General features: G+C 65.6%; 18 protein-coding genes and 1 pseudogene. 14 read left to right on the top strand and 5 right to left on the bottom strand.

What is annotated here, in order from left to right:
* Positions 1-57: 57 nt before the first annotated feature.
* Positions 58-720, bottom strand: coding sequence for a dihydrofolate reductase family protein (locus HMP09_RS16155; RefSeq protein WP_176501200.1), 663 nt, complete (start codon positions 718-720; stop codon positions 58-60).
* Between the two features lie 410 nt (positions 721-1,130).
* Here HMP09_RS16155 and HMP09_RS16160 point away from each other — a divergent pair.
* Positions 1,131-2,021: pseudogene (locus HMP09_RS16160) on the top strand (diaminopimelate decarboxylase family protein); the annotation flags it as partial.
* Here the strand turns inward: HMP09_RS16160 and HMP09_RS16165 are convergent.
* Positions 1,994-2,251, bottom strand: coding sequence for a metal/formaldehyde-sensitive transcriptional repressor (locus HMP09_RS16165; RefSeq protein ID WP_176501834.1), 258 nt, complete (start codon positions 2,249-2,251; stop codon positions 1,994-1,996). The pseudogene HMP09_RS16160 and the gene HMP09_RS16165 sit on opposite strands and share 28 nt — an antisense overlap.
* Positions 2,252-2,369: 118 nt before the next feature.
* On the opposite strand from HMP09_RS16165, the gene HMP09_RS16170 reads away from it, so the two are divergent.
* Positions 2,370-2,810 (top strand): DUF2946 family protein, encoded by a 441-nt coding sequence (locus HMP09_RS16170; RefSeq protein WP_232090410.1) that lies wholly within the window; start codon positions 2,370-2,372, stop codon positions 2,808-2,810.
* A gap of 80 nt (positions 2,811-2,890) precedes the next feature.
* Positions 2,891-5,263 carry a TonB-dependent receptor gene (locus HMP09_RS16175; protein WP_176501201.1) on the top strand — a complete coding sequence of 791 codons (2,373 nt, stop codon included), beginning with the start codon at positions 2,891-2,893 and terminating at the stop codon, positions 5,261-5,263.
* 172 nt (positions 5,264-5,435) lie between these two features.
* Here HMP09_RS16175 and HMP09_RS16180 read toward each other — a convergent pair whose 3' ends face one another.
* Entirely contained in the window at positions 5,436-5,930 is a 495-nt protein-coding gene (locus HMP09_RS16180) for a nucleoside deaminase (RefSeq protein WP_176501202.1), read from the bottom strand.
* Positions 5,931-5,988: 58 nt separating this feature from the next.
* Complete coding sequence (locus HMP09_RS16185) at positions 5,989-7,449, bottom strand: aminotransferase class I/II-fold pyridoxal phosphate-dependent enzyme (RefSeq protein ID WP_176501203.1); 1,461 nt, start codon at positions 7,447-7,449, stop codon at positions 5,989-5,991.
* 241 nt (positions 7,450-7,690) lie between these two features.
* On the opposite strand from HMP09_RS16185, the gene rsgA reads away from it, so the two are divergent.
* From rsgA to HMP09_RS16210, 5 genes are all read left to right on the top strand, one after another.
* Positions 7,691-8,689: a ribosome small subunit-dependent GTPase A gene (gene rsgA / locus HMP09_RS16190; protein ID WP_176501204.1), complete on the top strand. Its 999-nt coding sequence runs from the start codon at positions 7,691-7,693 to the stop codon at positions 8,687-8,689.
* 544 nt (positions 8,690-9,233) lie between these two features.
* Positions 9,234-10,484 carry a lipoprotein-releasing ABC transporter permease subunit gene (locus HMP09_RS16195; protein WP_176501205.1) on the top strand — a complete coding sequence of 417 codons (1,251 nt, stop codon included), beginning with the start codon at positions 9,234-9,236 and terminating at the stop codon, positions 10,482-10,484.
* A gap of 31 nt (positions 10,485-10,515) precedes the next feature.
* Positions 10,516-11,190, top strand: a complete 675-nt coding sequence (locus HMP09_RS16200; RefSeq protein ID WP_176501836.1) for an ABC transporter ATP-binding protein — start codon at positions 10,516-10,518, stop codon at positions 11,188-11,190.
* Positions 11,187-11,783, top strand: a complete 597-nt coding sequence (locus HMP09_RS16205) for a GNAT family N-acetyltransferase (RefSeq protein ID WP_176501206.1) — start codon at positions 11,187-11,189, stop codon at positions 11,781-11,783. Before HMP09_RS16200 ends, HMP09_RS16205 begins: the two co-directional genes overlap by 4 nt.
* On the top strand, positions 11,780-12,259 hold the full coding sequence (locus tag HMP09_RS16210) for a glutathione peroxidase (RefSeq protein ID WP_176501207.1): 480 nt from the start codon (positions 11,780-11,782) through the stop codon (positions 12,257-12,259). Before HMP09_RS16205 ends, HMP09_RS16210 begins: the two co-directional genes overlap by 4 nt.
* Before the next feature lie 236 nt (positions 12,260-12,495).
* On the opposite strand, the gene HMP09_RS16215 is transcribed toward HMP09_RS16210, so the two are convergent.
* Positions 12,496-13,077 carry an HdeD family acid-resistance protein gene (locus tag HMP09_RS16215; protein WP_176501208.1) on the bottom strand — a complete coding sequence of 194 codons (582 nt, stop codon included), beginning with the start codon at positions 13,075-13,077 and terminating at the stop codon, positions 12,496-12,498.
* 151 nt (positions 13,078-13,228) lie between these two features.
* On the opposite strand from HMP09_RS16215, the gene dnaE reads away from it, so the two are divergent.
* The 6 genes from dnaE to rutA all read left to right on the top strand — a co-directional run bounded on the left by dnaE (position 13,229) and on the right by rutA (position 21,629).
* Positions 13,229-16,741, top strand: a complete 3,513-nt coding sequence (gene dnaE, locus HMP09_RS16220; RefSeq protein ID WP_232090412.1) for a DNA polymerase III subunit alpha — start codon at positions 13,229-13,231, stop codon at positions 16,739-16,741.
* 18 nt (positions 16,742-16,759) lie between these two features.
* Entirely contained in the window at positions 16,760-18,352 is a 1,593-nt protein-coding gene (locus HMP09_RS16225; RefSeq protein ID WP_176501210.1) for a long-chain fatty acid--CoA ligase, read from the top strand.
* A 174-nt stretch (positions 18,353-18,526) separates the two neighbouring features.
* Positions 18,527-19,255, top strand: coding sequence for a pyrimidine utilization protein B (rutB, locus tag HMP09_RS16230; protein ID WP_176501211.1), 729 nt, complete (start codon positions 18,527-18,529; stop codon positions 19,253-19,255).
* Positions 19,256-19,377: 122 nt separating this feature from the next.
* Entirely contained in the window at positions 19,378-19,761 is a 384-nt protein-coding gene (gene rutC / locus HMP09_RS16235) for a pyrimidine utilization protein C (protein ID WP_176501212.1), read from the top strand.
* Positions 19,761-20,549, top strand: a complete 789-nt coding sequence (gene rutD / locus HMP09_RS16240; RefSeq protein ID WP_176501213.1) for a pyrimidine utilization protein D — start codon at positions 19,761-19,763, stop codon at positions 20,547-20,549. Before rutC ends, rutD begins: the two co-directional genes overlap by 1 nt.
* Before the next feature lie 9 nt (positions 20,550-20,558).
* Positions 20,559-21,629, top strand: coding sequence for a pyrimidine utilization protein A (gene rutA / locus HMP09_RS16245; protein ID WP_176501214.1), 1,071 nt, complete (start codon positions 20,559-20,561; stop codon positions 21,627-21,629).
* The last annotated feature ends 26 nt before the right edge of the window (positions 21,630-21,655 follow it).

Below are 21,655 nucleotides of genomic sequence, written 5' to 3' on the forward strand. Positions count from 1 at the left end.
CACGGGTCACTTCTCGGTGGAAATTTATGCCTTCTCCGGGTCAGCTCTCAGTGGAAATCAACACCCCTCGGTCATCCGCCGCTGGCGTTCAGCCTCAGCTGCACTGGTGCTGGGATGAGGATGGTCCACAGTCGGAATCTGTCCGGCCGGTGCCCAGCGTGTGACGATCACGCCCTTTGCGCCAATCCGATGGTCGAGCAGGCTCAGCGCGCCCGAAGGCGTGCCGTCGCCGAACAGACGCTTGCCGGTCCCCAGCACGACTGGAAAGGTCATAAGCACCAGTTCGTCGATGAGCCCGGCGGTGAGCAGTGGAGGATAGAGCGTGGAGGAGCCTTGGATTAGCAAGTCTGGACCGTCGCTATCCTTCAAGGTTCGGATGGCGGCAATGCCGTCCAAGCGATAGCTGTTTGCCCAGTCGAGCGGCTGATCGCCATGGGTTACTACATGCTTTTCGGCAGCTGTCAGAGCGCTGCCCATGCCCGCCATCTCGCCTTCGACGAACGGCCAGTAGGCTGCGAAGATATCGTAGGTCCGTCGACCGAGCAGCAGCGCGTAGGGCGGGTTGAACAGCTCGCCGAGCACTGGATCGATCACATCGTCACCTATGCCGAACACCCAGCCGCCCTGGCCAAAGTCTCCGGTCGGATCTTCTGTAGGGCCTCCAGGTGCCTGCATCACGCCGTCAAGCGATACGAACGCCGCACCGGTCAGCTTGCGCATGGATCAAATCCTTTCGTTGGATGCCCTGTCGATCCCTATTCTCACTTGGAACGGGTCGCGCAGCAAGTGCTCAATCGCCGCTCTGCGTGACCTGAATGAACGACTGCTATCGAAAAGCAGTCGCGGGGTTTTGAATGTCCGCAATTGGGTTGTCGCAATACATTCATCAGTCGACGGCTTACTGCGCAAACCTGATAGCAGCCTTTGACATGATCTACTTGCCTGATGCACGTAACGCCCGCCACGGTCCGATATCGACGACCCGCAATTTGTAGCGTCTGGGCGGCAGCATCAGCGCGACGTCATCCCATGCACGGATCGCGACCCGGTCCATCGGAACGGAGGCGGCCGGCTCGCCAACGGGGCGAGCCTCAACGACGCGCCAACCCCTGGTTGGATAGAGCGCGCGCCAGACCGACCGCGAGATCGCCGAGGCACTGGCGGCTGGCGTCGGCCAGTTCAACCTCGAACTGGAGGAGGAGGGGGCAGGTGCTCGCCGCGCTGGCCCGCGCGCGGGGCAGGCGGGCGACCGCGGTACTGCGGGTCAATCCCGACGTCGACGGCGGCACGCATGCCAAGATCTCGACGGGACGGCGCGGCAACACGTTCGGGGTGGCGATCGTCGATGTGCCCGCAATGTACGACCAACTGTCGCGGCTCGATGGTCTCGACCTGGTCGAGGTCGCGCTGCACATCGGCAGCCAGTTGCGCGATCTCGCGCCGCTGGAGGAGGCCTATGATCGGATCGGTCGCCTCGTCGCGAACCTCTGTGCGCGTGGCCACGTCGTCAGCCACGTCGATTTCGGCGGTGGTCTCGGCATTCCCTACCGCGCCGACGACGTGGTGCCGACGCTCGACGCCTATGCCGCCATGGTCGCCAGGGTCACGCGCGACTGGGCGGTCGAACTGACCTTCGAGCCGGGGTGCTGATGACGCGGGTGATCTGGGTAAAGCCCGGTGCGGACCACCCGTTCGTGATCGTCGATGCCGCGATGAACCACCTTGCGCGGCCGGCGCTGTACGATGCCTTTCACCGCCTCGAGGCCGTTACGCCGGACGGCGAGCGGATCGTCGCGACCATCGCCGGCCCGGTCTGCGAAAGCGGCGACGTGTTCGCGGGCGCGCGCGACTTCGACCGTGTCCGCCGTGGCGACCTTGCCGTGCCGCACGCCACCGGTGCGTATGGCGCGGCGATGGCGTCGACCTATAATTGCCGCGCGCTCAGCGCTCAGGTTCTGGTCGACGGCGATCGGTTCGAGATCGTCGCCGATCGCTATCTGCCCGCAGAGTTCGCCGCATAGCGGCGGCTTGGGGGGCAGGTGAGGTAGGCGTGGACGATCTCGACCAGCGCCTCGGCCGCGACGGTGCGGGGATCGTCATGCGCGGTGGCGGGATTGATCATGTGTTCGCGGATATGATCCTCGATCACCTCGGCGATGAACCCGTCGAGCGCGCCGCGACACGCGGTGGCTTGCTGCAGGACACGCGCGCACTCCGGGTCTTCCTCGATCGCGCGTTCGAGCGTTTCGATCTGTTCCTACAGACCGCCGATCCGGTCGCCCGGTTGTTGTCCACCTCATGATCGTCGACGCTGAAGAACCATCAGTTATACCGACCTCTTATGATACGGACGCGGCGATGACACCGGCGTGCGGGTGCGCTATTCGCGCCTGGTGCTCGCCGTTCGCCGCCTTCTGATGAAACGCTACTTCGCGGTGCTGCTGTGCACGGCAACGCTCCTGTTAAAGCTGCTGGTGCCGACCGGGTATATGATCGGCAGCGAACAGGGTCGGATAACGATCGAACTGTGTTCCGGCGTTGCCCCCCGGCTCATGGCGATGGCTATGGCGATGCCGGGCATGCATGACGACGTGCCCGATCACGGCAAGCCGAAGGATCACGGCAAGGCCGAGATGCCCTGCGCCTTCGCGGGTCTCTCGGCCGCCGCGCTCGGCGCGATCGATCCCCTCCAACTGGCTGTCCTGATCGCCTTCGTCATGGCGGTCGGGCTGGCACCGCTCGTCGCGCCGACGATCATGCGCTTCGGTTATGTCCGACCGCCGCTGCGAGGTCCACCGGCCGTCCTTTGACCGACCGATCGCGTGCGCCTCCGGGAGCACACCACGTCCACGGCCCGCGCGTCTCTGCAGGGCCGGTCAAAGGCATAGTCATGATCCGATCCCTCTTGCTGGCGGGGGCCTGTCTGCCGGGCCTCCTGCTCGCGACACCCGTCTTCGCCCAGCATGCCATCCCAGCCGCGACGAACCCCGGTTTGACGGCGTCCCAAACCCGGAACCCCGCTACACCAGAGAGCGGCGATATCATCGTCACTGCGCTCAAGCGTCCGCAGATGCTCCAAGACGTGCCTGCCAGCGTCACCATCCTCTCCGCCGACGTGCTTCGCCGGCTCGATGCGCAGGATTTCTCGCGCATCGCGGACTCCGTGCCGGGCTTGGCCTTTGCCACCTCCGGCCCCGGCAACGCGCAATACATTATTCGCGGGATCGGCGGGGTCGGCTTCGTCCAGTCGCCGACCACAGGCGTCTATCTCGACGAGACGCCTTTGCAGACGCGGGCGCTGCGGGGCTTTTCACAACCCGACCCGCAACTGTTCGACGTCGCCCGGGTCGAAGTGCTGCGCGGACCGCAGGGCGTGCTGTTCGGATCGTCGACGATGGGCGGCGTGGTCCGGATCGTGACGAACCAGCCCAATGCCGCCAGCGTGTCCGCGCTCGGCCAGGCGAGCGTTTCGACCATTACCGATGGCGGCACGAACTGGGACGCCAAGGCGATGCTCAACCTGCCGATCGTCGCCGACACGCTGGCGCTGCGTATCTCGGGCGGCGTCGTCCGGCAGGGCGGCTGGATCGACGATCTGCGACCGACCACCGGCAACCTGACCGAGAATGTTGGAACGTCGGCGGTCCGCAAGGACGTCAACTGGACCCGAACCGGTACGGTTCGCGCAGCACTGCGCTGGAACGCCTCGCCGACCCTGACGATCACGCCGTCTTTGGTCTGGCAAGATGCCTATAGCAACGCGGACCGGCCCCATAGCGACGTCACCTTCGGCAAGCGTGCACGGCTGAAGGCACGCTATGCGGACACGTTCGCCAAGGACCGTTTCGTGATCGGCTCGCTGCTGATCGAGAACCGGTTCGCCGCGCTCGGTGGCTTTACCGTGTCGTCCAACTCGTCGTGGCTCGACCGACGCAACCGGCTGTCGTTCGACGTGACCGCGTTCGATTCCCCGATCGTGGAGGCTATCGTCGGCCCCGGCCCCGGCGGAAAGCTGTTCCCAACGCCGCTCATCGATTTCGGTCGCACCAGACAGTTCACGCAGGAGGTGCGCGCCGTCTCCGATGGGCTCGGACGCCTGCAATATGTGCTCGGTGCCTTCTACCGCGATCTTCATCAAGACTCCGGTCGCACGATTTCCGTCGCCGACCTGTTCGGCGTCACCGCGCCGCCGCCCCTTGGCGCCAGCAGCCCGGCCTTCATCCAGGATACGATCGTGCGCTTCCGCGAAAGCGAGATCGCGGGGTTCGGCGAGCTGACCTATGCCATTGCGCCGAAGGTGAAGGTCGCCGCAGGCGCGCGGGTCTTCGCCTATCGCCAGCACGAGGCGAGCCGGCGCTACGGCATCGGCGGCGTCGCAGGCGGCGACCTCGCCTACGACTATGCCGAACGCAACCGCGAGAGCGGGGTCACGCCGCGCCTGACGCTCAGCTACGAACCGAGCCGCGCCGCGACGCTCTACGCCAGCTATTCGCAGGGCTTCCGCACCGGGGGCGTCAACGCACCCGTGACCGATGCTATCTGCTCGGCCACGGAACGTCGCGCGGCGGGCATTCCCGACGTACCACCGCCCTATGACAGCGATCGTACCGACAATTACGAGATCGGCGCGAAGACCAGCCTGTGGGGCGGTCGCCTGCGGATCAACGGCGCCGCCTATGCGATCGACTGGAAGGATTACCAGCAGGCGTTCCAGACGGCGTGCGGGATCAACAATGCGACCACCATTTCCTTTACCGTCAACGCCGGGCGGGTCCGGAGCCGGGGCGGCGAGCTCGAGGTCAGCGTTTCGCCGGTCCAAGGCCTCGACCTGCACGCAGGCGGTTCGTTCACCGACGCGACCTATCGTAACGCCGTTCCTAACCTGCTTCTGCCGGCGGGGTCGCGCGTGCTCGACGTGCCGCGCTGGCTCTGGAATGTGCGGGGCGCGTACGAGGCGGCGCTCGCCGATGGGCTGACCGGCACTCTTTTTGCTGCGGCGCGTCGCGTCGGGGCGTCGAACAGCGGGTTCGGGGAAGGCGAGGTGCTGCCTCGCCCGGCCTATGCGCTGGTCGACGCCTCCGCCGGCGTGCGGATGCGGGACGGCCTGGGGATCGAGCTGTTCGTCACCAACCTGTTCGATGCCGTGCCGGTCTTCGGCCAGGAGTTCACGACATCGCCGGGCAACACGACCGCGACCAGCTATTTCTCCTATCTCGTGGGTCCGCCGCGGACGGTCGGGATACGCCTGACCAAGACTTTGTAATGGCAGGTGTGCACGATTCGGGCTCGAGCGGGAGCCTAACGTATAAGGAGATCGATCCGAACGAACGTTTGAAGCCGATGCGGATAGCCGGCGGACAGCGGCTATCCTGTACGGCCGGCCCGCTGCCGACAGTTCGTTTGCCGCTGGGGTGCTTTTGATGCATGCCGCCTGTTCAGAGATTGGCCTGTTCATCCTCGCTCAAGTCGGCATCGGAGCCGTAATAGAGTTCGGCGCAGGTTTCGCGCAGGCAGCCGCCCTCGATCTCGATATCGTCGCGATAGGCGTCGGCGATAAAGCCCAGCGTATCGACGTGTCTGGCCTCGAAATACATCGGATGCACGTCGCTGCGGCCCGCGCCATAAACCACGCGGCCGACCTTCGACCAGATCGATGCCATCGTGCACATGCCGCATGGCTGGAGCGTCGAGTACAGCGTTGCCCCGCGCAGCTCGAGTTCGCCGGTCTGCTCGCATGCCCGGCGGATCGCCATCATTTCGGCATGCGCGGTCGCGTCGGGCAATTCCTTTGTCTGATTGCGTTCGGCGGCGATCACCTTGCCGTCCAGCACGATGACGCATCCCAGCGGGGACGTTGACGGATCGGACCCTTTCGAACGCGCGACGTCGATCGCCATCTGCATCCAGTGTTCGTCGGTATGAGTCTGCATTGCGTTTCCACCTGTTTGTAGCAGCTGTAAAATACGAGATACCGATCCGGTTGCGGCGTCAGCCTTTGACCACTCTGACGGTAGCCTCTGTCGGGTCGACCGGATCCATCACGAACGCGCCGGCATCACGGTTCGCGACCAGCCACGCGACATGCGCGGCCGTGATGCGCTGGCCCGGAACCAGGCGAGGAACACCCGGCGGCGCGGGCGCGATCATCTCGGCCGCGATCCGTCCCGCCGAGGCTTCGTAGGCCACCATTTCGGCGGGGCCATAGAGGGCGGCGGGCCCGGGCATGGCCATGTCGACGGACAGGGTAGCAATCCCCGGCGGTGGAGCAGTGATTGGCAGGATGGTGGGGTCGGACGCGAGCTGCTTCACCAGATCCTGCAGACCGCGGACGAGTGCACGCAAGTCGGACCTGGTCGTGCCCAGCGACAGAATCGCGAGAAGATGCCGGGAGTCGGACAGCCCCATGCTGATCCGGTGATGCGTGTAGAGCCAGTCGTCGATGGCATATCCCGATGCGCCCAGCGCCGAGACGTCGATCAGCACCTTCGTGACGTCCAGATCGGCGTCGGCCGGCAGGTGGTCGTGACCGAACACGCGTAACGGCGCGATACCGGCGATCGTCTTGCGGACCTTCTGCGCCAGGGCGATGACGCCGGTCCACATCTGCTCACCGTTCAACGCGTGATCGCGCCGCGTCGCGTCGAGCGTTGCGAGGATCGGCACCGACGGGCTGGTGGTCTCGAACAGCTCATAGGCCATCCAAAGGCGCTGGCGATCGATCAGGTCGCCTTTAGCGACGATCACCGATCCTTGCGCGAGTGCCCCCATCGTCTTGTGGGCGCTGTAGACCGCGACATCCGCCCCCTTGGTAAGTGGATCATCTGGCAGGCCCTCGCAGAATGCGAAGGCGCCACCCCAGGCGGCATCGACGATCAGGGGAATGCCGTGGTCGTGGCAGATGGTGGCGAGCGACGCTATGTCGCTGGTGACGCCGTAATAGGTCGGGCTGACGATGATGACCGCCTTTGCGGTCGGATGCGCCGCCAAGGTTGCGCTGAGCGTCTGCGGCTCGACGCCATGCTCGATGTCCCATGCCTCGTCGATCTGAGCGGGCACGATGACGGCATCGAGCCCCGTCGCGAGCGCATAGGTCCGCTCGGCCTTGTGGGCGTTCGCGGCGATCAGAATGGTATCGCCCGGCCCGGCGACGGACGCCATGACGGTGTGGAGGCTCTGCGTGGATCCGCCGGTTACAAACCGGCAGAAATCGGCATTCCAGGCCTCCGCGGCGATCTCGTGCGCACGCTGGAGCGCCAGCTTGCCCTCGGTACGATCATCGAGCCCCTTTGGCGTCAGCACGTCGGCTTGGAAAACCCGCCTGCCGAGCAATGCCTTCATCCCGCCGGGGATGGCCGAACCCTGGTTGTGGCCGGGCGCCCCGAAGCCGATTACCGGCCTCTTCTCGATCGCCGCCAGCGCATCTGCCAGCGGCGCACTCTTCTGATCCATGCCTAAGCCCTCTCCATATCGCGGGAGTAAACGCACGGACGCCAAGAAGCCCCGTGAGGATCGTTGATCTTCTTTACCAAACAAGCAGTTATGTGGTGACAGCGCGTAAGGGCCCGATCGTTCTCGTACGCCTAAGCCTATATCAGCGGCGCGTACGAGGATGGTCATACCCACCGCCGCGGCCTAGACCGGTGGCAGGCGGCCGCCGTCGCGTCGCCAGGAAAGATACCGCGCCACGCCTATGATATCGACCCACCAGACTTTGGCAGACCTTGGCTGGACTGCGCACTTCGCGGAACAGCTTTCCGATGACGAGGAGCTTCACGGCCACCCCGTCCGCGTGATGGCGGTTCACCGCGGCAAGATCGCGGTGTCGGGTGCCGATACGCAGGGCTTCGTCTCGCCCTATATCGGCGGCGCGCAGCCCAGCGACGATCATCCGACGGTCGGCGACTGGCTGCTCATCGACGATCGCACGGGGGAGGCGACGCGCGTCCTGCGACGCATGAACCTGTTCAAGCGCCGCTCGCCCGCCGATCCGCGGAAAGATCAGATGATCGCCGCCAATGTCGACACCATCTTCATCGTCGCATCGTGCAACCAGGACTTCAGCATCGCCCGGCTCGAGCGCTATCTCGTGCTCGCGCGCGAGGTGGACGTGCACCCGGTCGTCGTCCTCACCAAGGCCGACCTGACCGACACGCCCGAAGCGTTCGCCGCCGCCGCCCGCGCGATCGAGCCGGGGCTGCTCGTCGAAACCGTCGACGGTCGCGACAGGGCCGACGTCAGGCGGTTGGCGGCTTGGTGCGGGCCCGGCAAGACGGTGGCGTTTCTCGGCTCGTCCGGCGTCGGCAAGTCCACGCTCGTCAACGCGTTGCGCGAATCTGACAGCATCGGGACGCAGGCGGTGCGTGCCAAGGACGGTACCGGCCGGCACACGACGACGGTGCGCGAGATGCACCGGCTCGACCAGGGCGGCTGGCTGCTCGACCTGCCCGGCATGCGCGAACTGCAATTGTCCGAGGCCGCGACCGGCTTGGCCGAAGTGTTCGACGATATCGCGTTGCTGGCGCAGGAATGCCGGTTCGCCGACTGTTCGCACGGCGTCGAGCCAGGGTGCGCGATCCAGGCGGCGATCGCGGCCGGGACGCTGGCGCCGGATCGCGTCGATCGCTGGCGCAAGCTCAACGCGGAAGAAAACGGCGCCGCGTCCCGGCTGACGAAGCGTCGGACGCGGTAACGACCGTACCGGGCTTCGACGTTCCAAAGCGATCGAACCCGGTCGAACCTCCGTGGACGGTGGCGTTGCTCTATTGCCGAACCTGCTGCGACGACGGTCCAAGATCTGACGAAGTATAGATTGCCGCGGTGAACTATGCCAGACAAGCAAACGCCCGGACCGTTGCCGATCCGGGCGCCTGCGTGACGATCGCTCGTCAGCCCCCATTTTTTGCTCTCGCTCTTCGTCTTGCGACGGAGCGGAAAAGCAGTCCCCGAACCACGGCCGTTGCCTGTGTCTCAGCGAGTTTGTTGCTAGTTATGTCCGTGGATTTTGTCACGGTCTTTGCGCAAGACGCTTCACGATTGGATCGAGGCTGTTGCGATTTCGCAACAGACCAATTTAGACACTGCCGGATCGGGACTAATGCGGTGTTTCGCAGGAGGCTGCCGGCCCGACATGCACGCGGCCGAAGGACGGCACGCATGGGCCGGACAGTTGCCTCGCAACGGGCCGCGTCCTAGAGCCGCTGCACTGCTTCCCTAACGATCGAACCTGGCCGCCCATGATCCTGTCCCGCTACGAACGGATGATAGCCCGCCGCTATCTGCTGCCGGGCAAGGGAGAGGCGTTCATCTTCCTCGTCGCCTCGATCAGCCTAGTCGCGGTCATGCTCGGCGTCGCCGCGCTAGTGATCGTGATGAGCGTGATGAACGGCTTCCGCGCCGAGCTATTCGACAAGATCGTCGGACTGAACGGCCATGCGGTGGTGCAGGGCGTCGGCAACCGGCTCCCCGACTGGCGCGAGATCGTCGCGCAGGCGCAGAAGACGCCAGGCGTCACCAGCGCGCTCCCGCTGATCGAACAGCCGCTCGCCGCCACCTACAACGGGCGTGCCGAGGCCGTGCTGGTGCGCGGCATGCGCGTCGACGACATCCGCCGCAACTCGACGATCAGCAACAAGGTCATCATGGGTTCGCTCCAATCGATCACGCAAGGGTCCGGCAGGATCGCGATCGGCTCGCGGCTCGCCGAATCGCTTGGCGCGCAGGTCGGCTCGGACATCTCGCTGTTCAGTCCGCAGGGCCAGACGACCCCGTTCGGCACCGTCCCGCGGATCGTCAGCTACACGGTCGGCGCTATCTTCGAGATCGGCGTCTATGATTACGATAAGGCGTACATCATCATGCCGATCGAGGATGCGCAGACGCTCCTCCTGATGGGCGACTCCGCGGGCATGGTCGAGCTGAAGACGGTCGATGCGGACAAGGTCGGCGAGATCCTGAAGCCGCTCGCCGACAAGATCGGCGGCAACGCGGTGATCGCCGACTGGCGGACGATGAACGCGCAGCTGTTCGAGGCGCTCGCGGTCGAGCGGGTCGCGATGTTCACCGTGCTGTCGATCATCATCCTGGTCGCGGTGTTCAACATCCTCTCGTCCCTGATCATGCTGGTCCGCGCCAAGACGCGCGACATCGCGATCCTGAGGACGATGGGCGCGACGCGCGGTTCTATGATGCGGATCTTCATCGTCGTCGGTACCACCATCGGTGCGCTCGGCACGGTCGCGGGGCTCGTGCTGGGCTTCATCTTCCTGTTCTACCGCCAGGGGGTGGTGAACTTCGTCCAGCTCCTCACCGGCCAGAATTTGTGGGATCCGTCGATCCGCTACCTGACCGAACTCCCGTCGAAGACCGATCCCGTCGAGATCGTCGTGATCGCGCTGATGGCGCTGATTTTCAGCTTCCTCGCGACGCTCTATCCGGCCTGGAAAGCGGCGAGTACCGACCCCGTGCAGGTGCTGCGTTATGAATGAAGGCCTCAAAATCGATCGCCAGATCGAGCGCATGGACGATTACGTCCTCCAGACCAGCGGGCTGACCAAGAGCTTCACGCAGGGCGGCGCGACGATCGAGGTGCTGCGCGGCGTGGACTTGGCGATCGCCCCTGGCGAGATCGTCGCGCTGCTTGGGCCATCCGGCTCGGGCAAGTCGACGCTGTTGCAGGCGGTCGGGCTGCTCGAGGGCGGCTTCGAGGGATCGATTAGGATCGCCGGCACCGAGGCGGCGAAGCTCAACGCGCATGAGCGGACCGTGGTGCGCCGCGACAGCCTCGGCTTCGTCTATCAGTTCCACCACCTGCTGCCGGACTTCAACGCGACCGAGAACGTCGTCCTCCCGCAACTCGTCCACGGCGCGACGCGGGTCGAGGCGGACCGGCGGGCGGCGGAATTGCTGACCCAGCTTGGTCTCGGCCACCGGCTGACGCACCGCCCGAGCCAGCTGTCCGGCGGCGAGCAGCAGCGCGTCGCGGTCGCCCGCGCGCTTGCCAACAAGCCCGCGCTTGTGCTGGCGGACGAGCCGACCGGCAATCTCGACGAACACACCGCCGACATCGTCTTCGCCGAGTTCATCCGGCTGGTCCGCGAACAAGGTACAGCCGCCGTGGTCGCGACGCATAACGAGCGGCTGGCGGCACGGATGGACCGCGTGCTGCGGCTGCACGAGGGGCGGCTGGCGTGACCTGGGGCGAGACGCCGACGCTCGCCGGGCGTCACGTCACGCTCCGCCCGCTGGTTGCCGATGACATGGACGCGCTGGTCGCGGCGGCGTCGGCGGACAACCTCTGGGATACGTTTTACGCCAATGTCGCGATGATGAAGGCGCCGGACCGATGGCTCGCCGCGGCGTCGCGCGAACAGGATTTCGGGCGGGCGCGACTGTTCGCGGTGGTGGCCGGCGGGACCGTCGTCGGCACCACGCGGTTCATGCGGATGAACGCGGGCAACAAGCGGCTCGAGATCGGCGGCACCTTCTACGCGAAATCCGTGCAGCGCACCGGCGTCAACACCGAGGCCAAGCTGATGCTGCTGACGCACGCGTTCGACGCGCTCGGCTGCGAATGCGTCCAGATCCGCACCGACTCGCTCAACAAGACCTCGCAACGCGCGATCGAACGCCTTGGCGCGAAGCGCGACGGCGTCCTGCGCGGGCATCAGGTGATGGCGGACGGCCGCTTGCGCGACACCGTCGTCTACAGCATCCTCCGCCACGAATGGCCGGGCGTGCGTCAGAACCTGACGTATCTGCTGGCCCGAAACGAGGACCGCCCATGACCGCGATCACCGACTTCACCGTAAAGAGCGCCGATGGCTCCGCGGCTTCGCTCGAACCGTATCGCGGCAAGGTGCTACTGATCGTCAACACGGCCTCCAAATGCGGCTTTACGCCTCAATATGAGGGGTTGGCGGCGCTGCACCGCGATTATGCCGATCGGGGTTTCGAAGTGCTCGCGTTTCCGTGCAACCAGTTCGGCGGGCAGGAGCCGGGTGACGCGGCCGAGATCGCCAATTTCTGTACGCTGACCTACGACGTGACGTTCCCGGTCTTCGCGAAGGTCGACGTGAATGGAGCGGCAACGGATCCGCTGTTCGAGCGCCTGAAGTCGGACGCCCCCGGCGTGCTGGGGTCGAAGGCGATCAAGTGGAACTTCACCAAGTTCCTGGTCGGGCGCGACGGGAACGTGGTCGATCGCTACGCGCCGACGACCAAGCCGGAAGACATCCGCAAGGACATCGAGACGCTGCTCTAGTAACTGACACTGCCACCCCGGCGAAAGCCGGGGCTCAGTAGGGAAGGTCGCAGTAACGAAGCGCTGACCTCAGTTAGCAACGCTTCCCAACTGGACCCCGGCCTGCGCCGGGGAGGTGATTTCTGTTAGCGAGGCCCAGCAACCCAAAAACAATGTTCCCCCGCGAAGGCGAGGGCCCAGACTGGACTCCCGCCTTCGCGGGAGAACATTCTGGCGCAGCCGAACACACTAATCGCTCACACAGAAAACGCCGGCGCGCCCTTCTTATGCGCCAGCGCCGAGGCAACCGAAGTCACCCCACCAAAGAAGAAGCTGATCCCAAGCACATAGCCCGGCAGCGTCAGCCAAGGCAGCGTCGCCAGCACGATCACCGCCAGCACGATGTTCACCACCCCAAGCGCGATCATCAGCCCCTTGCCGCGCCGAAACCGCGCGCCAAGCCCGATCTCCAAGGCCCCGCGCACGCCCAGCCACACCGCGATCAGCAACGTCAGCGAAATGGCCCCCGTCGCCGGCTCGAACGCCATGATCAGCCCGATCACCAGCGACACCAGCCCGAACCCGATCGCATAGCCGCGCCCCTCATGTCCCTTGCCGGCAAAGCCCGACACGATCGACACGATCCCGGCCGCGATCAGGAACGCCCCGATCACCAGGGTCGCGGCATAGGTCGCGGAGAACGGCGACGCGAACGCCATCACCCCGAGCACCAGCGACACCACGCCATAGGCCAGTATCCACCCCCAGCCGGCGCCCGCGCGGGGCGTTCCCGCCGCCGTGGTCTCAGTCTCGGCAAAACGCCCGCGTGGATCGGTCATTGGAAAAGCTCCCCGAAGTCCCCGCCGCAACGGCTCGTCGTGTCCGCGGTTCCGATCGGACTCATCCCCGCTGGTCGAATCACGCCGCAGCGCCTACCTCCTGTCGATGCATTCCGGTTACGTCCCCCTTCGCGTTTTCTCCTGCTACACCATGCTCGACGGCGCCATCGATCCCAAGGCGATCGCCAAGCAGGCGCGCGCCTTGGGCTTTCCCGCCGCCGCGCTGACCGATCGCAACGGGCTCTATGCGGCGATGGCCTATTCGGACGCCGCCAAGAAGGACGGGGTGCAGCCGATCATCGGCGTGATGCTCGGCGTCGGGCGCCCCGACATGCCCGACGGCGTCGCGACGCAGTTCGACTGGCTCGCACTCTACGCGCAGGACATGACCGGCTACGACAATCTCTGCGCGCTCGTCTCGATGGCGCATCTCGACCGCCCGATCGAGATGCCCGCGCATGTCGATTTCGCCGCGCTCGAACGCCACACGGACGGCCTCCTTGCACTGACCGCAGGCGGCGAGGGCGGTCTCGCGCGGTTGTTCGCCGAAGGTCAGCCTGACCGTGCCCGCGCCTATCTCGATCGCCTGCAAGGGCTGTTCGGTGACCGCCTCTATATCGAGCTCTCGCGCCGCAACGACGCAGTCGAGATGGCGGCCGAAAACGACCTCATCGACATCGCCTATGCGCGCAACCTGCCGCTGGTCGCGACCAACCCGTGCTGCTTCACCGAGAGCGCGTTCGGCGACGCGCACGACGCCATGCTGTGCATTGCGCATTCGACCTATGTCGAGACCGAGGACCGCATCCGCAGTTGCCCCGAGGCGTGGATGAAGCCCGCGCCGGTGATGCACGAGATGTTCGCCGACCTGCCCGAGGCGATCGCCAACACGCTCGTCGTCGCACAGCGCTGCGCGGTGATGGCGCCGTACCGAAAGCCGATCCTTCCCAGCCTCGCCGGCGATATCGAAGGCGAGGCCAAGCTCCTCCGTGACGACGCTGAGGCAGGCCTCGAGAAGCGCCTCGCCCGCATCACCGAACTCCACGGTGAAAGCGAAGACGGCTGGCGCGACGTCTACCGCAAGCGGCTTGCGTTCGAGGTCGACGTGATCGTCCAGATGGGCTTCCCCGGCTATTTCCTGATCGTTGCGGACTTCATCAAATGGGCGAAGGATCACGACATTCCGGTCGGCCCGGGCCGTGGCTCGGGCGCGGGCTCGGTCGTCGCCTGGTCGCTGACGATCACCGATCTCGATCCGATCAAATTGGGCCTGCTGTTCGAACGCTTCCTGAACCCGGAACGCGTGTCGATGCCCGATTTCGATATCGATTTCTGCGAAACCCGCCGCGTCGAGGTGATCCGCTACGTCCAGGAGAAATACGGCCGCGATCAGGTCGCGCAGATCATCACCTTCGGGAAGCTGAAGGCACGCGCGGTGCTTAAGGATACCGGCCGCGTGCTCCAAATGAGCTACGGCCACATCGATCGCCTCGCCAAGCTGGTGCCGAACCACCCGACCGATCCGTGGACGCTGGAGCGCGCGCTGAACGGCGTCGGCGAGCTGGCGAAGGAATATGCCAACGACAACGCGGTCAGGAAGCTGCTCGATCTGGCGATGAAGCTGGAGGGCCTGCCGCGCCACTCGTCGACGCACGCCGCCGGCGTGGTGATCGGGGACAGGCCCTTGGCCCAGCTCGTCCCGCTCTACCGCGATCCGCGCTCCGACATGCCCGTCACGCAGTTCGACATGAAATATGTCGAGGGCGCGGGCCTCGTGAAGTTCGATTTTCTCGGGTTGAAGACGCTGTCGGTGTTGCAAAAGGCGTTGCAGATGCTCGCCAAGCGCGGCGTTATCGTCGATCTCGACGCGCTCGAATGGGATGATGCCGGCGTCTACGCGTTGCTCCAGCGCGGGGACACGGTCGGCGTGTTCCAGCTCGAATCCGAGGGCATGCGCCGCACGCTGTCCGCAGTCCGCCCGTCCAATTTCGGCGACATCATCGCGCTCGTTTCGCTCTATCGACCGGGCCCGATGGACAATATCCCGTCGTTCGGTCGCCGCAAGAACGGCACCGAGGCGATCGACTACCCGCACCCGCTGCTCGAACCGATCCTGTCCGAGACCTACGGGATCTTCGTGTACCAGGAACAGGTGATGCAGGCCGCGCAGGTGCTGGCCGGCTTCTCGCTCGGCGGCGCCGATCTGCTGCGTCGCGCGATGGGCAAGAAGGTGAAGGCCGAGATGGACGCGCAGCGCGCGGGCTTCGTCGAGGGCTGTCTCACCGTCAACGGCATCAGGAAGGCCGAGGCGAACGCGCTGTTCGATTTGATCGACAAGTTCGCCGGCTATGGCTTCAACAAGAGCCACGCTGCGGCCTATGCGCTGCTCGCCTACCAGACCGCGTGGCTGAAGGCGCACCACCCGCACGAATTCTTCGCGGCGTCGATGTGCTACGATCTGCACCAGACCGACAAGCTGGCGATCTTCACCGACGACATGCGACGCCTGGGGATCGCCTCGCTGCCGCCGTGCATCAACGCAAGCCAGGCCGAGTTCGACGTCGAGGTGCTGCCCAACGCTCCGGAAGAAGCATGTTCACCCGCGAAGGCGGGTGCCCAGACTGGGTCCCCGCCTTCGCGGGGAAACACTCTGGCGGTTCGCTACGCCCTCGGCGCGCTGAAATCGGTCGGTGAAGGCGCGATGGAGAAGCTCATTGTCGAGCGAGTCCAGAACGGCCCGTTCGCCGGCCTCGACGATCTCGCCAAGCGCGTCGACCCGCGTCTCCTCAACAAGCGCCAGCTCGAAACGCTCGCCGCTGCCGGCGCCTTCGATTCGTTCGAGCCCAACCGCGCCGGTATCCACGCCACCGCCGAGACGATCCTCGCGATCGCCGCGCGCACGCATGAGCAGAAGACCAGCGGGCAAGGCGGCCTGTTCGGCGACGCGGAGCCCGCCGGCGATGCGATCAAGCTTCCTCCCTCGGTGCGCTGGACGCTCAGCCAGCGGATGGACCAGGAGAAGGAGGCGTTCGGCTTCTATTTCTCCGCGCACCCGGTCGATCGCCATCGCCACATCGCCAACAGCCATGGCGCGCGCGCCTACACCGCGCTGTCCGAGCTCAACATCCCCGACGACGGCAGCCGCGCGGGCGCGACGATGGCGGTCCTGGTCGAGGACGCGCGCTACCGCACGTCCGCGCGCGGCAAGCGCTTCATGATGGCGCAGTGCTCGGACGCCAGCGGCCAGTTCATGGCGACGTGCTTCGACGAGCAGGTCTCGAGGGATCTGGAGGAAGCCGCCAAGGCCGGCGGCTGCGGGCTGATCACCGTCGAGCTCGACCGCAAGCCCGGCGAGGACACGCCGCGCGTCAGCATCAAGCGCATCCAGCCGTTCGAGGGGCTCGCCAACCTTGCGCGGTTCCAGGTGGTGGTGACGATCTCGGACATGGCCGCGTTCGCCGGGCTCGCATCGTTGCTGGCCGACCATCGCGGCGCGCGCGGCGAGGTTCGCGTGCGCATGCAGCTGCCCGATGGCGAGCTGTGCATCCTGCTCGGCCGCGACTTCCTGCTCGACGGCGAGCTTGCCGAGCACATCGAGTCGTTGCACGGTGTGACCAAGGTGGAGCTGAAGACCTCTGAAACGAGGCTCGCTCTGGTCGGATAAAAGCTTGGGAGAGCGGACATGCTTGGTGGAATGCAGGATTTCGAGCTTCGTGTTCCCCGCCTGATCGACCACGCCGCGCGCGAACACGGGGCCACAGAACTCGTCAGCTACTGGGCTGACGGCCGCGAGACGCGGACGAACTGGGCCGGCATCGCGCGCGATTCGCGCAAACTGGCCCAAGCGCTCGAAAAACTGGGCGTCGCGCCCGGCGACCGGGTCGCGACGCTCGGCATGAACCACGCGCATCACCTCGTCGGCTGGTACGGCACGATCGGGATGGGCGGCGTGATCCACACCATCAACCCGCGGCTGTTCGACGAGCAGCTCGTCTACATCGCCAACCACGCCGAAGACCGCGTGATGCTCTACGACAAGGCGTTTCAGCCGCTCGTCGATCGCCTTCGCGGGCAATGGGGCAGCATCCGCCATTACATCTGCTTCGACGATCTCGGCCCCGATGGCTTCCAGGCGCTGCTCGACGCCGAGGACGGCGATTATGACTGGGTCGAGGGGCCGGAGCGCGATCCGTGCATGCTCTGCTACACCAGCGGCACCACGGGTAATCCGAAGGGCGTGCTCTACACGCACCGCTCGACGATGATCCACGCGATGGCGGAGGTCGCGCCCTGGGTGTTCGATCTTTCCCCCAGCGCGGTCGTGCTGCCGGTCGTGCCAATGTTCCACGCCGCCGCCTGGGGCCTGCCGTTCGCCTGCGCGCTGTCGGGGGCGAAGGTCGTCTATTCGGCGGTCAACGACCCGGCCGTGTTGTGCCGGCTGATGAACCAGGAGCGCGTGACGCATTCGGCGGGCGTGCCGACCGTGTGGCTGGCGATGTTCGGCCATATGGATGCGACGGGCGAGGCGCCCCGGCATCTGAAGCTGGTGACGATCGGCGGCTCGGCAGCGCCACGCGCGATGATCGACCGGATCATGCGGATGGGCGCGGATGTGAAGCATCTCTGGGGCATGACCGAGACCTCGCCGATCGGCACCGCGGGCTTCGCCCCGCCGCACTGGGACGACATGAGCCATGACGAGAAGCTCGATCTCGTCGGCAAGCAGGGCAGCGTGCCCTTCGGCATCGAACTCCGCATCATCGACGACGCGGGGACGGTCCTTGCCCGCGACGGCAAGGTTGCCGGCCGGTTGCAGGTGAGGGGCCCATGGGTGGTCCAACGCTATTTCGGAGCCGACGAGGACGCGGTCGACGGTGAAGGCTGGTTCGACACCGGCGACGTCGCGATGCTCCACGCCGACGGCACGATGCAGATCACCGATCGTTCGAAGGACGTCATCAAGTCCGGCGGCGAATGGATCAGCTCGGTCGACCTGGAGAACGCCGCGGTCGGCTGTCCGGGAGTCGCGGAGGCGGCGGCGATCGGTATTTACCATCCGAAATGGGACGAGCGCCCGCTGCTGCTGGTGGTGCGCAAGCCCGGTAGCGCAGTCGACGAACAGGCGATCCTCGATCATTTGGCGAAGCACGTCGCCAAATGGTGGCTTCCCGACGCGATCGTCTTCGTCGACGACCTGCCGCACACAGCCACGGGAAAGCTGCTGAAGACCGCGCTGCGCGAACGCTTCAAGGACTTCGCGCTGGCGGCGGCCTAACCCTCCTCGTTCCCTCCCGTCTCCCGGGGGGGGCTTGTTCTCCCGCGAAGGCGGGAGCCCAGTCTGGGTCCCCGCCTTCGCGGGGAACCACGCTTGCTTCGTTGATCGGGGTACTGCCGATACTCCGATCATTTCGCACTTGCACAATCCCTGCGATGCAGCGAGCTTGTCACAATGACGATAGGCAGCCCGATCATCCGAACCGGCGCGAACGAGGCGAACGCCGTCACGCTGCCCGCGCGGCCGGAAGCGCTCCGTCTCGATCCCGCCGAAACCGCCGTCGTCGTCATAGACATGCAGAACGCCTACGCCTCCCCCGGCGGTTATGTGGATACGGCCGGCTTCGACATCGCCGGCTCGGCCAGCACGATCTCCCGGATCGCCAAGGTCCTGGACACCGCCCGCGCGGCGAAAATGCCGGTCGTGTTCCTCCAGAACGGCTGGGACGCGGACTATGTCGAGGCCGGTGGGCCCGGATCGCCCAACTGGCACAAGTCCAACGCGCTCAAGACGATGCGCGCGCGGCCCGAACTCCATGGCCAGTTCCTCGCGCGCGGCGGCTGGGACTATGAGATCGTCGACGCGTTGAAACCGCATCCCGGCGATATCCGCGTCCACAAGACGCGCTACTCGGCATTCTTCAACTCGCAGCTCGACAGCATCCTGCGCTCGCGCGGCATCCGCAACATCGTCTTCGTCGGCATCGCCACCAACGTCTGCGTCGAGAGCACGCTGCGCGACGGCTTCCACCTCGAATATTTCGGCGTGATGCTGGAGGATGCGACGCACCATCTCGGGCCGCCCGAGATGCAGGCGGCGACCGTCTACAATGTCGAGACATTCTTCGGCTGGGTCAGCACGGTAAGCGATTTTTGCGGTTCGTTCGGGCAGTTGCCGAAGTGACGAGCACCCTTCTGTTCCTCGCGAACGCGGGGGCCCAGGGATCACGAAGGATGACGCCTGCGACCCTGGACCCCCGCCTCCGCGGGGGAACGGGTAGCGCTTGATATGTGAAAGGGAACATCATGCCGTTCGAAGCCATCAACCCGCCGCAGTTCCCGACCCCGATCGCGCCGTATTCCGCAGGTGCGAAGGCAGGCAACATTGTCTACGTCTCGGGGGTGCTGGCACTGGGCGAAGGCGGCATGGTCCTCCACCCCGGCGACGCCGCAGCCCAGACCCGCGCGGTGCTGGACACGATCAGGACCACGCTCGAAGCCGCTGGCGCGACCCTGGCGGACGTCGCGTTCAACCACATCTTCCTCAAGGACCTGGCCGACTATGCCGTCTTCAACGCGGTCTACGCCGAGTATTTTCCCGGGCCAAAGCCTGCGCGCTACTGCATCAAGACCGAGCTTGTGAAACCCGACTGCCTCGTCGAGATCGCCAGCATCGCCCACCTCGCCTGATGGCGATCGCGGGCGGTATCCACTGGGAGGAACACGGCCAGCCCGACGGCCCCGTGATCCTCCTGTCGAGCGGCCTTGGCGGCTCCGGCAGCTACTGGCACCCAAACCTCGCGGCCCTCGGCGCCGGTCACCGCGTCATCACCTACGACCACCGCGGCACCGGGCACTCGGAGCGCCACGTCCCTGGCGACCTGACCGTCGAGGCAATGGCCACCGACGTCGTGACACTCCTGGACGCGATCGGGCTGGAGCGCTGCACCTTCATCGGCCACGCGCTGGGCGGCCATATCGGCCTGGCCCTCGCGCTGGCCGCACCCGAACGACTCGACCGCCTCGTCGTCATCAACGGCTGGGCCAAGCTCGATCCGCACACCGCTCGCTGCTTCGACACGCGGCTGGCGTTGCTGAGCGACAGCGGCCCCCGCGCGTATCTCCACGCGCAGCCGCTGTTCCTCTACCCGCCGCAGTGGATCTCCGACCACCACGACCGGCTGCAGAACGAGGAGGAAGCGATGCTCGCTCATTTCCCCGGCGCGGAGATGATCCAGCGGCGCGTGGCCGCGGTCCGCCGGTTCAACATCGCCGGACGGCTCGACGAGATTCGCGTGCCAACGCTGATGGTTGCGTCCGACGACGACCTGCTCGTGCCGCCGTCTGCCTCCGAAAAGCTCGCCGCCGGCATCCCCGGCGCGCAGCTTGCCCGGATGGCGGCGGGGGCGCACGCCTGCAACGTCACGCGGGCCGAGCATTTCAACATGTGGCTGCTCGACTGGCTCGACGGCGAATAGGAGCGGGATATGCAGGTCGGCGTCTTCATGCCCATCAACAACAATGGCTGGCTGATCAGCGAGACCGCGCCGCAATACAAACCAAGCTTCGATCTCAACAAGGCGATCGCGCAGGCGGCCGAAAAGCATGGCCTCGATTTCCTGATTTCGATGATCAAGCTGCGTGGGTTCGGCGGCAAGACCGAGTTCTGGGATTACGGGCTGGAGAGCTTCACGCTGATGGCCGGGCTCGCCGCGGTCACCGAGAAGATCAAGATCTATGCGACCTGCCCGACGCTGCTGATCCCGCCCGCCTATGCCGCGCGGATGTGCAACACGATCGACTCGATCAGCCATGGTCGGTTCGGGCTGAACCTCATCACCGGCTGGCAGCCGCCCGAATATACGCAGATGGGAATGTGGCCCGGCGACGAGCATTTCCGCAACCGGTACACGATGCTCGACGAATACGCCCACATCCTCCGCGAGCTGTGGGAGGAGGGCACGTCCGACTTCAAGGGCGAGTATTACCAGATGACCGACTGCCGCGTCTGGCCCAAACCGGCCGGCGACATGACGATCATCTGCGCCGGCTCGTCCGATGACGGCCTCGCCTTCTCCGCCAAATGGGCAGACTATGCGTTCTGTCTCGGCAAGGGCGTCAACACGCCGACCGCCTTCGCGTTTAACAATGAACGCCTGGCCGCGGCGACCGCCAAGACCGGCCGCGACGTGCAGGTCTTCGTCCTGATCATGATCATCGCCGCCGAGACCGACGAGGAGGCGATGGCAAGGTGGAAACACTACAACGCCGGCGTCGATGTGGACGCGATCGCCTGGCTGATCGATCAGGGCGCGAAGGACACGCACAACAAGGATACCAACGTCCGCCAACTCGCCGCTCCCGAAGGCGCGGTGAACATCAACATGGGCACGCTGGTCGGTTCGTACGAAACCGTGGCGCGGATGCTCGACGAGATGGCCGCCGTCCCCAACACCGGCGGCGTCTTGCTGACCTTCGACGACTTTCTCGAGGGAGTGGAGGCGTTTGGCGAAAGAATACAGCCGCTTTTGAGGTGTCGCGAACACCTGAGGCGCTAGCCCGCGTCAAGGACCCGCAAAAAGCT

It is taken from the genome of Sphingomonas sp. HMP9, assembly GCF_013374115.1.
Classification (GTDB): domain Bacteria; phylum Pseudomonadota; class Alphaproteobacteria; order Sphingomonadales; family Sphingomonadaceae; genus Sphingomonas.

Excerpts from the sequence above, each read along its gene's own strand:
- HMP09_RS16180 (WP_176501202.1), bottom strand. The coding sequence starts at position 5,930 with ATGCAGACTCATACCGACGAACACTGGATGCAGATGGCGATCGACGTC.
- HMP09_RS16195 (WP_176501205.1), top strand. The coding sequence starts at position 9,234 with ATGATCCTGTCCCGCTACGAACGGATGATAGCCCGCCGCTATCTGCTG.
- rutB (WP_176501211.1), top strand. The coding sequence starts at position 18,527 with ATGACGATAGGCAGCCCGATCATCCGAACCGGCGCGAACGAGGCGAAC.
- HMP09_RS16225 (WP_176501210.1), top strand. The coding sequence starts at position 16,760 with ATGCTTGGTGGAATGCAGGATTTCGAGCTTCGTGTTCCCCGCCTGATC.
- rutC (WP_176501212.1), top strand. The coding sequence starts at position 19,378 with ATGCCGTTCGAAGCCATCAACCCGCCGCAGTTCCCGACCCCGATCGCG.
- HMP09_RS16155 (WP_176501200.1), bottom strand. The coding sequence starts at position 720 with ATGCGCAAGCTGACCGGTGCGGCGTTCGTATCGCTTGACGGCGTGATG.
- rutA (WP_176501214.1), top strand. The coding sequence starts at position 20,559 with ATGCAGGTCGGCGTCTTCATGCCCATCAACAACAATGGCTGGCTGATC.
- HMP09_RS16215 (WP_176501208.1), bottom strand. The coding sequence starts at position 13,077 with ATGACCGATCCACGCGGGCGTTTTGCCGAGACTGAGACCACGGCGGCG.
- dnaE (WP_232090412.1), top strand. The coding sequence starts at position 13,229 with ATGCTCGACGGCGCCATCGATCCCAAGGCGATCGCCAAGCAGGCGCGC.
- HMP09_RS16200 (WP_176501836.1), top strand. The coding sequence starts at position 10,516 with ATGGACGATTACGTCCTCCAGACCAGCGGGCTGACCAAGAGCTTCACG.
- rsgA (WP_176501204.1), top strand. The coding sequence starts at position 7,691 with ATGATATCGACCCACCAGACTTTGGCAGACCTTGGCTGGACTGCGCAC.
- rutD (WP_176501213.1), top strand. The coding sequence starts at position 19,761 with ATGGCGATCGCGGGCGGTATCCACTGGGAGGAACACGGCCAGCCCGAC.
- HMP09_RS16185 (WP_176501203.1), bottom strand. The coding sequence starts at position 7,449 with ATGGATCAGAAGAGTGCGCCGCTGGCAGATGCGCTGGCGGCGATCGAG.
- HMP09_RS16175 (WP_176501201.1), top strand. The coding sequence starts at position 2,891 with ATGATCCGATCCCTCTTGCTGGCGGGGGCCTGTCTGCCGGGCCTCCTG.
- HMP09_RS16210 (WP_176501207.1), top strand. The coding sequence starts at position 11,780 with ATGACCGCGATCACCGACTTCACCGTAAAGAGCGCCGATGGCTCCGCG.